This is a genomic window from Dysgonomonas sp. ZJ709, from assembly GCF_011039195.1.
Classification (GTDB): Bacteria; Bacteroidota; Bacteroidia; order Bacteroidales; family Dysgonomonadaceae; genus Dysgonomonas.
On record NZ_JAAKEM010000017.1, the window covers coordinates 53,097 to 66,721 of the forward strand.

General features: G+C 39.1%; 14 protein-coding genes. 13 read left to right on the forward strand and 1 reads right to left on the reverse strand.

The window, feature by feature from the left end:
- Nucleotides 1–411, reverse strand: a complete 411-nt coding sequence (locus G7Y56_RS12255; RefSeq protein ID WP_165043842.1) for a hypothetical protein — start codon at nt 409–411, stop codon at nt 1–3.
- Between the two features lie 393 nt (nt 412–804).
- Between G7Y56_RS12255 and G7Y56_RS12260 the strand changes: the two genes are divergently transcribed.
- The 13 genes from G7Y56_RS12260 to G7Y56_RS12320 all read left to right on the forward strand — a co-directional run bounded on the left by G7Y56_RS12260 (nt 805) and on the right by G7Y56_RS12320 (nt 13,594).
- Nucleotides 805–1,098 (forward strand): DUF4134 domain-containing protein, encoded by a 294-nt coding sequence (locus G7Y56_RS12260; RefSeq protein WP_165043911.1) that lies wholly within the window; start codon nt 805–807, stop codon nt 1,096–1,098.
- 10 nt (nt 1,099–1,108) lie between these two features.
- Entirely contained in the window at nt 1,109–1,438 is a 330-nt protein-coding gene (locus G7Y56_RS12265; protein WP_165043844.1) for a DUF4133 domain-containing protein, read from the forward strand.
- Nucleotides 1,435–3,936, forward strand: a complete 2,502-nt coding sequence (locus G7Y56_RS12270) for a TraG family conjugative transposon ATPase (protein ID WP_165043846.1) — start codon at nt 1,435–1,437, stop codon at nt 3,934–3,936. Before G7Y56_RS12265 ends, G7Y56_RS12270 begins: the two co-directional genes overlap by 4 nt.
- A 72-nt stretch (nt 3,937–4,008) precedes the next feature.
- The gene (locus G7Y56_RS12275; protein WP_165043848.1) at nt 4,009–4,530 is read left to right on the forward strand and encodes a hypothetical protein; all 522 of its coding nucleotides are present in this window, start codon (nt 4,009–4,011) and stop codon (nt 4,528–4,530) included.
- 26 nt (nt 4,531–4,556) lie between these two features.
- Entirely contained in the window at nt 4,557–5,102 is a 546-nt protein-coding gene (locus tag G7Y56_RS12280; protein ID WP_165043850.1) for a DUF3575 domain-containing protein, read from the forward strand.
- Nucleotides 5,103–5,122: 20 nt separating this feature from the next.
- Nucleotides 5,123–7,282, forward strand: a complete 2,160-nt coding sequence (locus tag G7Y56_RS12285) for a hypothetical protein (protein ID WP_165043853.1) — start codon at nt 5,123–5,125, stop codon at nt 7,280–7,282.
- A 15-nt stretch (nt 7,283–7,297) separates the two neighbouring features.
- On the forward strand, nt 7,298–8,176 hold the full coding sequence (locus tag G7Y56_RS12290) for a DUF5119 domain-containing protein (protein WP_165043855.1): 879 nt from the start codon (nt 7,298–7,300) through the stop codon (nt 8,174–8,176).
- A gap of 94 nt (nt 8,177–8,270) precedes the next feature.
- Entirely contained in the window at nt 8,271–9,236 is a 966-nt protein-coding gene (locus G7Y56_RS12295) for a fimbrillin family protein (RefSeq protein WP_165043857.1), read from the forward strand.
- A 76-nt stretch (nt 9,237–9,312) separates the two neighbouring features.
- Entirely contained in the window at nt 9,313–10,872 is a 1,560-nt protein-coding gene (locus G7Y56_RS12300; RefSeq protein ID WP_165043859.1) for a fimbrillin family protein, read from the forward strand.
- A gap of 59 nt (nt 10,873–10,931) precedes the next feature.
- Nucleotides 10,932–11,561, forward strand: a complete 630-nt coding sequence (locus G7Y56_RS12305; RefSeq protein ID WP_165043861.1) for a DUF4141 domain-containing protein — start codon at nt 10,932–10,934, stop codon at nt 11,559–11,561.
- Between the two features lie 2 nt (nt 11,562–11,563).
- A complete protein-coding gene (gene traJ, locus G7Y56_RS12310) occupies nt 11,564–12,658 on the forward strand; it encodes a conjugative transposon protein TraJ (protein WP_165043863.1) in 1,095 nt (364 codons plus the stop codon).
- A 32-nt stretch (nt 12,659–12,690) separates the two neighbouring features.
- Nucleotides 12,691–13,314: a conjugative transposon protein TraK gene (gene traK, locus G7Y56_RS12315; protein WP_165043865.1), complete on the forward strand. Its 624-nt coding sequence runs from the start codon at nt 12,691–12,693 to the stop codon at nt 13,312–13,314.
- Nucleotides 13,315–13,318: 4 nt separating this feature from the next.
- Nucleotides 13,319–13,594 (forward strand): TraL conjugative transposon family protein, encoded by a 276-nt coding sequence (locus G7Y56_RS12320; protein WP_165043867.1) that lies wholly within the window; start codon nt 13,319–13,321, stop codon nt 13,592–13,594.
- The last annotated feature ends 31 nt before the right edge of the window (nt 13,595–13,625 follow it).

The following is a 13,625-nucleotide window of genomic DNA, read 5'->3' on the forward strand; positions in this document are numbered from 1 at the left end:
TTATAAGATTATATCATTTCTGTCTACTACAAGATCAAATCCTGTAAGATCCTGATAAATGTTTTGTAATTGATGGAGAGTTATTAAGTAATTGCCAGGACTTAAATAATAAGAATTTGTATAGGGTTCATTTGGCTTATAATTAAAGATAAACAGAGGGTATTCTTTCAATTTACCTGTATATATAGAAGTTGGCGATATCACACAACTTTTATGAAACATAAGCATTCCATCATCATTTCCCTTTTTTTCAAAACCATTTTTAAGCAGAATCGATTCATTCAACCAAATAGGCTTAAATGTTGTCAATTCATTTGCAATATCTTTCAGGTATTGCAAATTTACTTCTGTAAGTCCTTCATTCTTATCATTAACCCAATTTCCTTCTCTTATATCAGCATTCTCATTCATAGTGTATATTTTTTAAGATTTATTGTCAAGATACAAATAAAATTAGAGTTATGTATTGCTAATTAGAGTAAAAGAATAAATTTTTTATTCGGGTAAAACACCTCCAATTTAGTTTACTAAAAGATACTTCAATGTGACGTGTTTTTTAGTAAGTAATTTAGCTAAAAACCAAATTATCGTATTAAATCTAAAGGCACATTTTCTTATTCCGTCATATGGTATTATCAGTTTCCTACCAATCGATCAGACGTAATTAAGCCTTAAAAAAAGTGTCCCAAGAGGACTTAGGCGGACACATGCACACACATACGGACACACCTATTATTCAAGCATTTACCATATATATATTTGATCTCGAAGTTCATTTTAGTATTAATTAAAAATGTTTTTGAGATGAAAAAAATTATTGTGTTCGCTGTATTATTAACAACAGCATTAAGTGCATTCGCACAGGGTAATGGCATGCAGGGAATTACCGATGCTACAACTATGGTAACGGGCTATTTTGACCCCGCCACAAAGCTGATTTATGCAATTGGAGCCGTCGTCGGCTTGATCGGAGGCGTCAAAGTTTACGGAAAATTCTCGTCCGGCGACCCCGATACATCGAAAACCGCCGCGTCGTGGTTTGGAGCCTGTATCTTTCTTATTGTAGCTGCAACCATCCTTCGCTCATTTTTCCTATAAAATTAAACCTATGGCTGAATTTTCAATTAACAAAGGAATCGGAAAACCCGCAGAGTTTAAGGGCTTGAAGTCTCAATACCTTTTCATTTTTGCAGGTGGGCTACTCTCTGTATTCATTGTATTTGTCATTACCTATCTGATTGGTATAAATCAATGGATTTGCATCGGTTTCGGAATTGTAGCTGCTTCAGTGCTTGTCTGGCTAACTTTTATGCTGAATGCCAAATATGGAGAACATGGCCTGATGAAAGTAATGGCTTTGAAAAATCACCCCCGCTACATTATCAACCGTATGGCTTACAAAAGATTATTCACACAAATTAAATCAACTCAGGTATGAGAAATACATTTAAAGCCGCTACTCTGGAGAGTAAGTTCCCGCTGCTTGCAGTTGAACATAATTGTATAATCAGCAAGGATGCGGATATAACTGTCGCATTCAAACTTACTCTGCCCGAATTGTTTACCGTTACTTCGACCGAATATGAAGCAATGCACGCTGCCTGGTTAAAAGCCATTAAGGTACTTCCCAATTATTCCATCGTGCATAAACAGGATTGGTTTATTGAGGAAAACTACAATCCGGATATTCAAAAGGACGACCTGAGTTTTTTAAACCGTTCGTTTGAAAGACATTTCAACGAAAGACCCTTCTTAAATCACACTTCTTACTTATTCCTGACAAAAACCACAAAAGACAGAATGCGCCATCAAAGTAATTTCAATACACTTTGCAGGGGATTCCTTGTACCAAAAGAAATGCAGGATAAGGAAATTGCTTTACACTTTCTGGAAACGGTAGAACAGTTTGAAAGGATCATCAACGACTCCGGTTTTTTAAAACTCGAAAGGCTAAAAACGGATGATATTGTCGGAACGGATGAAAAAGCAGGTATTGTAGAAAAATATTTTTCCTTGTCACAGGAGAATACAACTTCTCTGATGGATATGGATCTTGATCCGGCTGAAATGAGAATCGGCAGTAATTATTTATGCCTGCATACCCTCTCAGATGTGGAAGACCTACCATCCGCTGTCGGTACGGACATTCGCTATGAACGCCTGTCTACAGACAGATCGGATTGCCGTCTTTCCTTTGCTGCCCCAGTCGGTGTTTTGCTTACCTGCAACCACATCTACAATCAATACATTTTTATCGATGATTCTGCCGAGAACCTGAAACGCTTTGAAAAGAATGCACGTAATATGCACTCATTATCAAGGTATAGCCGTTCAAATCAAATCAACAAAGAATGGATCGAACTGTATCTTAACGAAGCACACTCTTACGGCCTGCTATCAATACGCAGCCACTGCAATGTCATCTCCTGGTCTGATAATTACGAAGAGATGAAGCGGATAAAGAATGATGTGGGAGCACAACTGGCTCTAATGGAATGTAAACCCAGACACAATACGGTTGACCTTCCTGCTCTTTTCTGGGCAGGCATACCCGGTAATCAGGCTGATTTCCCATCTGAGGAATCTTTCTATACTTTCTTGGAAAATGCTTTGTGCCTGTTTTGTGGGGAAACAAATTATCAGGATTCATTGTCTCCTTTCGGGATAAAAATGGTTGACCGGATTACAGGTAAACCCCTACATCTGGATATTTCCGATCTACCTATGAGAAAAGGTATAATCACAAACAGGAACAAATTTATATTGGGTCCTTCCGGTAGTGGTAAATCATTCTTTACGAATCACCTAGTAAGACAGTACTATGAGCAAAACACCCATGTAGTACTCGTTGACACAGGTAATTCCTATCAGGGACTTTGCGAGCTGATTAATCGGAAAACAGGTGGCGAAGACGGAATATATTTTACATATACGGAAGAAAATCCCATTTCATTTAATCCTTTTTTTACCGAAGATGGTGTCTTTGACATTGAAAAAAGAGAATCAATCAAGACCCTGATACTAACGCTTTGGAAACAGGAACATGAAAAATCCTCCGGAGCAGAAAGTGTAGCACTATCCAACGCTGTAAGTAAGTTTATTGAGAAAATCAAAAAAGACCAGTCGATCATTCCGTGCTTTAACTCATTCTACGAATTTGTAAAAGAAGACTATCGCAACAGCCTGAAAGAACAGGAAGTCAGGGAGAAAGATTTTGACATTGCCAATTTCCTTTTTGTTCTGGCTCCATTTTACAAGGGTGGTGAATACGATTATCTGCTGAACTCGGATAAAGAGCTTGACCTACTAAATAAACGCTTCATCGTTTTTGAAATTGATACCATAAAAGATAATCCAGTTCTTTTTCCGGTGGTGACTATCATCATCATGGAGCTGTTTATCAATAAGATGCGGCGGTTAAAAGGTATTCGTAAAATGTTGCTTTTGGAAGAGGCATGGAAAGCTATTGCCAAAGACAGCATGGCTAACTATCTGAAATACATGTTTAAAACTGTCAGGAAATATTTCGGGGAGGCTATTGTCGTCACGCAGGAGGTCGATGACATCGTTCACTCACCTATTGTCAAAGAAGCGATTATCACAAACTCGGACTGTAAGATTCTGCTCGATCAGCGAAAATACATCAATAAATTCGACGCCATACAGGAGATGTTGGGACTAACCGATAAGGAGAAAGCACAGATCCTATCGATCAACATGGACAACAACCCGAATCGAAAATACAAAGAAGTATGGATCGGCTTAGGAGGTGTACAATCGGCTGTATATGCCACAGAAGTCAGTGTTGAAGAGTACCTGACGTATACAACTGAAGAAACGGAAAAACTCGAATTATTCCAGTTATGCGAAAAGCTGGGAGGCAATATTGAGCTTGCTATTAAGCAATTAGCCGAGAGTAAAAGAAATAATATTTGAAGATATTATCATGTATCTAAACTAAAAAGTTTATCAAATTAAATCGAAAGTAACAATTTAACAATTAAAATTATGAATGTAAATTACAGTAAAGAACAAGTAAAATCTATGGCTTATCACCTAACCCAAATTGCAAGGATATTAGGAAATGTTCAACTAGAGACTTTAGTAGCCCCCATAGATATTGAAACAACTGCTGCTGAATTATCGATGGCAAAGTTTTTAAAAGTAATGGGCGATACTGATAATCCCGAAGAGTATACGGAGAAAGAATTAGAAGAACAGAGATTGGATGAAGAATACCAAGAACAAAAATTTGAACTTCTTTGCGGACATTGGACTCCTTGGTCAAAAAAACAACTTCCGGATATTCTCATTTCAAAAATTTGCAAAGGGACGTATTTATTAAAAGTATACGATTTCGAACAGGGAATTGAATATGCTTCAGTTAAACTGGATAGTAATGACTATGGCAGAATATTTTTCATTTTGATGGGTGAAGAAATCGTACTGGATTACGAAGGGCCCGACGATTGGGATGATACAGCTATGCTTACTTTCAAACGCACAACCTATATACGTAAAAAAGACTAAATACAAGTAATAATAAGGCTCAAATTATGAAAAGAACTGTCGTATTAAAATACATTCTTCTTCTCCTACTGTGTCTTTCCACCTCCGGATTACGTGCCCAATTCTATTCGTTGGGCACGAATATCCCGGCATTAGGAACAACAACGCTGAATCTGGAAGCAAGTATGACTCTGAACCGTAAATGGTCGGTACATCTACCCGTTTACTATAATCCGTTTGTCTTCAAGGATAACAAAAAGATACAGAACTTCTCTGTTCTTCCCGGGGTAAGATACTGGATGCTTGAATCCTATGTGAGGGGTTTTGTCGGTGTTAATGCAATAGGATCGAAGTATCATTTCACTTGGAAGGATTACAGGTATGAAGGACTGGCTTTCGGTGGGGGGATTAGTGCCGGATATGCTTACCTGCTTTCTCCCAGATGGAATCTGGAGGTTCAGGGCGGCATCGGGCTAATATGGGCTGACTACACGAAATACAAATGCGAAGAGTGTGGAAAGAAGCTAGCAGATGAGAACGGGTGGTATCTGATACCTAACCAAATAGCCATTTCATTGATCTACTTATTTTAAAATTAAAAGACTCAAATAAGATGAAAAATAGAATATGCTATCTACTATGTGTGCTTTTGTTTTCTGCCTGCTCAGTGAAACGATTGGATGAAAGTGCACGGGCAAATATCAGTTTACCTGTGGAATACGCCGAACCTGAAAAGCCTAAGAAAACAGGCAAACAGACTGTGATCGACATGAAAGACCATTTGGGCAATGTAACCACTTATGTTCAAACCGAAAAGGATAAAGAGGGCAAACAACAATTATCGGTACAACTCAGCGAAGTTACAGTAACAGCAAAATTAAAGTCTATTCCCGAACGCTTCGGCAAGATAGATATTGATTTCATAGTTACTGTTCCTGAAGTGCTGATCGATAAAGAGTGGCAATTGAACCTGACACCATTCCTAATCAAAAAAGAGGAACATATCCCCTTCGATGATTTAGTAATTACCGGCGATGAGTTTGATAAAATGCGTATGGCAGGTTACAAAGCTTATGATAATTACTTAAGTAAGATCATTCCCGACAGCCTTTTCAATGGGCACTTTGTGAACATGAAAGCTTTTAATAAACACATAAAAGCCTATGAAAAATCGGAATACAATCGGGTATACAAAGATTCAATGGATTATGTGCATTACACGAATTACATTAATCGTTTAAACAGCCGGTATAAGATTTTCAATGCCAAAATGTATCGTAGCAGGCAATGGCTTGCCAGAAGATTAGGCTTTGATGATATTAAAGATCGTTATGCTGTCTTTGGTCGTGATACGGTGCATGTAAGCCAATTTTATGGAAATCGTTATAACGAACTGGTCAATCTGATTCCTCAGTTTTACCTACTTCGGGAAGTAACGGATCATACCATTATCAGAAAATACAGGCATGAAAAATACAGGTATGAGTTTGTAAATGATTACCGTCCTGTTACTGCTTCCGATTCAGCCATTTTGATGACAAAGTATTACAGAACTAAACTAATCGAACGTAATGACAGGCTGATAGCCGGTAAGGAAGCCATGTTTGAAAAGCTGGTGAAATTTCCAAAGAATCCGAATGCACGTCTTGATAGCATCATATTCAATAAAGGCAATTTTGAATACTATTATCATCAGGAGCTTGCTGCCGATGAAGACAGTAAACGAATGCAGTTATACATGAACGGTGAAGTAAACACTCTACAGGGAATGAATTACCAGCTTCCCGTATCAGATACACTCACCTATTCGGTATCATCTATGATTCAATTTCTGGACATGACGCCCCGGTATATGCGTAAGATCATTGAACGTAAAGCCAGTTCTTCGCTGCGGGCCAACATTATTTTTGGTGTAGGTAAATCGGATCTGGATATAAATCTGAATGGAAACAGGACTGAGATCGATAAGGTACAGCAAATGATTGAAGGCCTGACAGGAACAGGCGAATTCGTAATGGATAGCATTTCGTTGGCTGCTACCAGCTCCCCTGAAGGTTCGTATCGTTCTAATCTACTGCTATCAAAATCAAGAGCAGAATCCATAAAGAAGTTTCTGTTGACATCATTAACGGATATTGAGGCTATAGACAAAATGCTGATTACCCATTCAAAAGGCGAAGACTGGCAAACATTAAGCAACCTTATCCGGGATTCTACTTCTATTCCAAATCAGGAAGCCATACTGGGCATAATCGCTGAGAATGCTGATCCCGATAAAAAGGAAACGGAGATTAGAAACCGCTATCCGGAAGACTATAAAATCATTCGAAGTGAGCTATACCCGAAACTCAGAGCCGTAGATTTTACATTTCACGTTCATCGTAAAGGAATGATAAAAGACACCATTCATACCACAGAACCGGACTTAGTGTATGCAGATGCTATCAAGCTGATGGAGAAACGCAAATATTCTCAGGCACTCCGGATATTAACGGACTACGCTGATTGGAATACCGGAATCTGCCTGATGTCTTTGGGCTATGACCAGGGAGCTTATGCCCTATTCATAAATGAAAAAGAATCTTCAGATTCAGAATACCTGCTCGCTATTCTTGCCTCCCGATTAGGAAAGGAACAGGAAGCTGTAAGGCGTTACCAAAGAGCCTGCGAACTGGATTCCACCAAGCGTTGGCGTGGAGCTTTAGACCCCGAAATAAAAAAGCTCATAAAGGCTTATTCTTTTAATCAGGAGGACGAGGATATCGAACTCTAAAAATTTGTAAATCATATGAAAAAGAGAATTAAAACAGTATCATTTTTTTGCTTAAGCCTGCTTATGCTAACTTCTTGCAGCATGATCGACTTTTCGGAAGATTGCACCTTTACAGGCAATGTTCACGTCAAATTCGACTGGGCGAATCTATTGGAGGGGGATAAAAAACCGGCACTCATGGAAACAGGTTTCTTTTCTGAATCTGCTGTACAAAATTATTCACTCAATAGAGATACCCTTTTGACAGATATGATTGCAACAGGCTACAAAGTACTTGCATATAATCATGATCAAAGTCTGACTTATACCGGACTGCAAAACATTGAGACGACTCAGGTAGAGCTTCCTGTAAACCGAGAAGACGATAAACTCTATACAGTTCAGGTTCCCACCCTTTATGCGGCTAAAGCAGCTATACAAGTATCTGCTGATAATTTGACTCTGTGTGAACTGGTTCCCAAATCCTATGTCCGTCAGGTCTTTGTGAATTTCGTTGTCAGCAGTAATGGATTCCCCGAAGTTAAAAGTGTTGCCGGAGAACTCAGCGGAGTGGCAACTACATACAGTTTGGATCTAATGGAAGCGATGCCTTCATCTGCAATACTGCCCTTTGATTCAAACAAGCTAAGCAAAGACCGCTTCTTATCGACCCTTCGGGTATTCGGAGTAAACCCGGCACAGGAGGGACAAACAGAAATTCAAAAAAGCATGAACCTGTCTCTCGAATTAGCTGACGGAAAAACATACTATGAGAACATAGATCTGACAAGGCTATTCAGCGGATTTACTGGTGCATCCATGTATCTGACATTGGAAATCAGATTAACGGCAATGGGTATAAATATAGCTATTACCGACTGGCACTCCGTAGACTGGGGAGAAATCGAACTCTAATCAATGATAACTCGTGGCTTTATACAATGCATGGTATAAAGTACTGATTTATAAACCAAACCAATTTTATTAAAACAATTTAAATTTTTAAGTTATGAAAAAGTTATTTTATCTGGTAGCACTGACTGCCTGTGTGTTTACTTTCAGCAGTTGTAACAATGATGAGCTACCTGATCCACAGCCAAAGGCTGATGGTACAGAGCTAAAAATTCAAACGCAGGTTACATCAATCGATGCAGTTAGTACAAGGGCAACTCCTCTTTCTGCTTTTCTGCCAAACGCTAATATCGGCTTGTTCGTTACATCCGGTTCTTTGGGTAACAATTATGATTCCTATGTCTTTAATGCCAATGTACGCTCTATATTTAGCGGTAGTTCTTGGGCACAAACACCGGTGGTACGGCTTACGGGCGAGAATGCTACTGTTTATGCTTATTATCCGTATAGCAGTTCCAATACCGATGGTAAATCTGTCAAAGTAGATAACGCCGCACAACAGGATTTCATGTATGGCACACACACTGCGGGGCAGTCGGCCATTAATAAAAATAATCCGACAGTTAATCTGACAATGAAGCATACTTTGGCTATGGTGCAGTTTAATATCTGTAAAGCCAATTACCCATGGCCCGGAAAACTGACTAGGATTGAAATTGCCAATGCAACCGGGAAAACCGTCTTATACAGTGAAGGTACGATGGATATTTCAACAGGTGTAATAACAAATACTGAAGAAAAAAACAATGCGGCGTATCTCGGGGCATTTTCCGATAGTTTTCCGCTAATGACAATTACCGAGAAATTATTAAGTGATGAAGCTGCTTATCTTAAGTTATTTGTACTGCCTCTTAATTCCACAGGTGCAGAAGGCGATGTTGTATTCAAATTTACCATTGATGACCGCATTTACACTTGGAAAGTTCCGGCTAATACAAAATGGAGTTCAGGTACAAAGAACACCTATACAGTAACTATTACAGGTTCGGCATTAAATATTGGAAATGTAAACATAACTGATTGGACTGGTGGTGTTACCGGAAATGTCGGCTTGGCAGACTAACGTATTTTGGAAAAGGAAGAGCATTATTTCTAATGCTCTCCTTCTTCCTTTAACCAATTACTTAAAAAAATGTATTATGAAATCAGTAATCTATTGCAGGACTATTCTCTATAATCTTATTTGCCTGTTGTGCTTTTCCTGTGATAATAACATACAGGAATTTGAAACCAGACAGGCTGCCGTGACAAATGAGTCCGTGAGTTTCAGTGTTTCGCCTGCGACAAAATCCACCGATACCCATTTTACCGAAGGAGACCTGATCGGCGTGTATGCCGTGGAACGGCTATCGTCAGAAACAGGAGTACTAAAGAGTACCGGTAATTATGCCGACAACAAATGTTTTCGATATAACGGAGCAACTTTTGAGGCGGTAAGTATTAATGATCAGATCGTATTTCCAAAAGACAAGGTCTTGGATTTCTATGTGTATTATCCGTATACCACCGAAAATATAGAAACTTCATTCTGTTTTGATGCTCAACCGGATCAGCGTGATTATACCCGTTATACGGCTAGTGACCTGTTAATGACTATGTATAAGGAAGGTAAAAGTAATGAGGTGATTCATCTGGAATTTATTCATAAGATGGCTTTGGTTGAAGCTAAATTAAATATCGAAGATGAGAAAAAAGTAAAAGGGGTTACTATTAAAAACCGATTTCATATAGGAGTTGCTAATCTTGCCGATACAAGTTATTTGCATAAACCTGATGACAATATGAGGTCTGATATTCAAATGTTGCGGTATTTCGATGACGGTGCGAGTGTTATTTACAGGGCTTTGATGCCTTGTCAATCTATCGATAAGGGAGAGTTACTGTTTGTTATTGAAACCGAAAACGGAACACGCAGCTTTCAGGCGACTTCTTCCGCTAAATTACAATCAGGAACTAAAAACTCATTTGAACTCTCTGGCGAATTTGCTCAGCAACGATACACTGTCTACTTAGCTTATAATTATGGTGGAATTGCTTTTCTGGATAACTGGATGACGGAGGGTGAATTCAACTATGGAGATGAGTGTATATTACATGCTAAGGAAAATGAGTCCTATTTTTTAGAGGGTTGGTACGAGCATGGGATAAAGATTTCCGATAAGCCGCATTGGGGATTTATGGTAACTGAAGATAGAGTGATAGAAGCGAGATTTGAACCGTTGGATGTACACGTATGGCTGGATTTCTTAGGAATGGGTACAGGACTGGCAGGTGAAGGTTCTTTAGCTTACGGTTCGGCTCGGTTATCCATGAAATATAATAAGGATGGCAGGTGGTGGAATTATAATCCCGAAGCTGCTATGGCTGTCGAAGCATCGTTCAGGGTATTGGAACAGGATCGTGTTTCGGGTGCTGATATCGGTTACAGGACTTTTCGGGATTATCCTTTCAAACGGGAAATATTTACCCCTGACATATTCAATCTATATTACTGGGATCTTCCTCTTGTTTCTTCAAACCGTATGGCGGACCTGACGGATATTTACAATCTGAAATTATACGGGTCAGACTATGGTGTTCCCCGAAATTATATTTTCAATCGTGATGAGGTGAGATTCTATCGGATGAATCCTTCGGGTAATGAGGAATCATACGAACTGATAAAAACACTGGTAAATCAGAATATAGATGTTTTTTAGCTAAGTCAGTTGACTTAGAAGCGATTTAAATCAATTATTTACAATCAAAATTTAGCAATATGAAAAATCGAATTATCATGTTGTGCGTGAGCCTTGTGCTCTTCACAACGCATATCAGTGCACAATGGGCCGTATTTGACCCCTCTAATTTAGCACAGGGGATCGTAAACACGACCCGTCAGGTAGTACAGACTTCTACCACGGCGACTAATATGATCAACAATTTTCGCGAGGTACAAAAGGTTTATAATCAAGGAAAAGAGTATTACGACGCCTTAAAATCCGTCAGTAATTTAGTCCGTGATGCTCAAAAAGTTCAGAAGACAATACTCATGGTGGGAGATATTTCGGACATCTATGTAAACAGTTTCCAAAAGATGTTATCCGACCCCAATTACTCGGTTGAAGAGCTGAATGCAATAGCAGAAGGCTATGCCATTTTATTGGAAGAAAGTCATATTGTGCTACAGGAATTACAAAATGTGGTAAACATTACAACACTCTCTTTGGCTGATAAAGACAGGATTGATGTGGTAAATAACTCTTATGACAGAATGAAGGAATACAGAAATCTGGTACAATATTACACAAATAAAAATATCGGAATTTCTTATCTGCGTGCAAAAAAGAAAGGTGAAACTGATCGTGTTACTGCACTCTATGGTAATCCAACTGAAAAATACTGGTAATCATGAACTTTGACAATTTGCATCAGATTCTACGGGATCTATATACACAAATGATGCCCCTGTGTGGTGATATGATCGGAATTGCAAAAGGAATCGCAGGGCTCGGTGCGTTGTTCTATGTTGCTTACCGGGTTTGGCAATCGCTGGCCCGTGCTGAACCCATCGATATATTTCCATTATTAAGACCATTGGTGATCGGAATTTGTATCATGTTTTTCCCAAGTCTTGTACTAGGTACAATAAACAGTGTGATGAGCCCAATTGTACAGGGAACTCATAAGATGATGGAAACTCAGACCTTTGATATGAATAACTATGCCGCTCAAAGGGATCAGCTTGAATATGAAATTAAAAGGAAGAATCCTGAGACCGCTTTTCTGGTCGATGATGCCGTATTTGAAGAGAAACTTAGTGCATTGGGTGTAACTGATGTCGGAACTAAAGTTGGCTTATATATTGAAAGAGGTGCGTTTAAATTCAAGAAATTGTTACAAACGGCCATGCGGGATTTGCTTGAATTATTATTCAAAGCTGCGGCACTGGTCATTGATGTTATACGCACATTCTTCCTTATCGTCTTGGCTATTCTGGGTCCCATTGCTTTTGCCGTTGGTGTCTGGGATGGGTTTCAATCCTCTATTACAGCCTGGATTTCACGCTATATATCGGTCTATTTATGGCTTCCGGTATCCGACTTATTCAGTACCATATTGGCTAAAATTCAGGTATTAATGCTAACCAATGATATTCAACGAATGCAGAATGATCCGAATTTTTCACTGGATTCCTCAGATGCGATCTACATCATTTTTATGATTATCGGCATTATCGGATATTTTACCATTCCAACAGTTGCGGGTTGGATAGTACAGTCGGGAGGAGGCGGTGCAATGTCCAGAAGTATCAACAATACGGCTATTAAGACCGGAGCTGTAGCAGGTGGCCTGGCAGGTGCGGCAGCAGGAAATATGGCCGGCAGTGCAGCCAAAGGTGCAGGTGCTGTGGGAGGAAAATTGATGCAGGGAGCAAGGTCTATGATCAATGGAGTTAAGGGAAACAAATCCAAACCCTCTGATAGTGATACACCCAAATCTTAGAATATAATTATTTCATTTTAAAACAAAATTAAATGCAGTTTAAATCATTATTAAACATCGAAACAAGCTTTAAACAGCTTCGCATTTTTGCTATTGTCTTCATTTGCCTGTGTGCTGTAATAACCGGATATTCCGTTTATGCAGCCTACAGTTTTGCAGAACAGCAAAGGCAAAAAATCTATGTACTTGACGGAGGTAAATCGCTCATGCTTGCTCTTTCGCAGGATTTATCCCAGAACCGCCCCGTAGAGGCTCGTGAACATGTAAAAAGGTTCCACGAATTGTTATTCTCGCTTGCACCGGAAAAAAGTGCAATCGAAAGTAACATCAAACGAGCTTTAGCCCTCTCTGATAAAAGTGCGTACAATTACTATAAAGACCTGTCGGAAAAAGGGTATTATAACCGCCTGATCAGTGGAAATATCATTCAGAATATTCAGATAGACAGTATTGTTTGCGACTTCAACACCTATCCCTACGATGTGCTGACCTATGCCAGACAGATGATTATCCGGGAAAGTAATATTACCGAAAGAAGTCTGATTACTCAATGTAAACTGATGAACTCGGCACGCTCGGATGAAAATGCACATGGCTATCTGATTGAAGGATTTGAAGTAAAGGAGAATAAAGATATCCGTACACTCAAAAGGTAAAGCCATGAAAGAAACAATCAGGGAAATACGGTATGCAATTCAGGACAAGATTAAGGATTGGTGTGGCGAAATAACCCCGGACAAAAGACTCATATTCATACTTGTAGTGATTATCGTCTTTACGGCTATAAACCTCTATTTTACTTTCAGTTCTATTTACAATCTGGGCAAAAAAAACGCTGTAAACGAGCTGATACAGATAGAACATATCAAAAAACTGAACCCGAAACAATTCAGGTTTGATCCCCAATTAGAAAAGGAGGTGCTGAACGATGAATAAATCAACTGACAGCATAAAATGGAAGCTGTCA

What these genes read in the sequence shown, in the direction of transcription:
- G7Y56_RS12285 (WP_165043853.1), top strand. Translation starts at nt 5,123, where the DNA reads ATGAAAAATAGAATATGCTATCTACTATGTGTGCTTTTGTTTTCTGCC.
- G7Y56_RS12270 (WP_165043846.1), top strand. Translation starts at nt 1,435, where the DNA reads ATGAGAAATACATTTAAAGCCGCTACTCTGGAGAGTAAGTTCCCGCTG.
- G7Y56_RS12280 (WP_165043850.1), top strand. Translation starts at nt 4,557, where the DNA reads ATGAAAAGAACTGTCGTATTAAAATACATTCTTCTTCTCCTACTGTGT.
- G7Y56_RS12295 (WP_165043857.1), top strand. Translation starts at nt 8,271, where the DNA reads ATGAAAAAGTTATTTTATCTGGTAGCACTGACTGCCTGTGTGTTTACT.
- G7Y56_RS12290 (WP_165043855.1), top strand. Translation starts at nt 7,298, where the DNA reads ATGAAAAAGAGAATTAAAACAGTATCATTTTTTTGCTTAAGCCTGCTT.
- G7Y56_RS12305 (WP_165043861.1), top strand. Translation starts at nt 10,932, where the DNA reads ATGAAAAATCGAATTATCATGTTGTGCGTGAGCCTTGTGCTCTTCACA.
- G7Y56_RS12255 (WP_165043842.1), bottom strand. Translation starts at nt 411, where the DNA reads ATGAATGAGAATGCTGATATAAGAGAAGGAAATTGGGTTAATGATAAG.
- G7Y56_RS12275 (WP_165043848.1), top strand. Translation starts at nt 4,009, where the DNA reads ATGAATGTAAATTACAGTAAAGAACAAGTAAAATCTATGGCTTATCAC.
- G7Y56_RS12265 (WP_165043844.1), top strand. Translation starts at nt 1,109, where the DNA reads ATGGCTGAATTTTCAATTAACAAAGGAATCGGAAAACCCGCAGAGTTT.
- traK (WP_165043865.1), top strand. Translation starts at nt 12,691, where the DNA reads ATGCAGTTTAAATCATTATTAAACATCGAAACAAGCTTTAAACAGCTT.
- G7Y56_RS12300 (WP_165043859.1), top strand. Translation starts at nt 9,313, where the DNA reads ATGAAATCAGTAATCTATTGCAGGACTATTCTCTATAATCTTATTTGC.
- G7Y56_RS12320 (WP_165043867.1), top strand. Translation starts at nt 13,319, where the DNA reads ATGAAAGAAACAATCAGGGAAATACGGTATGCAATTCAGGACAAGATT.
- G7Y56_RS12260 (WP_165043911.1), top strand. Translation starts at nt 805, where the DNA reads ATGAAAAAAATTATTGTGTTCGCTGTATTATTAACAACAGCATTAAGT.
- traJ (WP_165043863.1), top strand. Translation starts at nt 11,564, where the DNA reads ATGAACTTTGACAATTTGCATCAGATTCTACGGGATCTATATACACAA.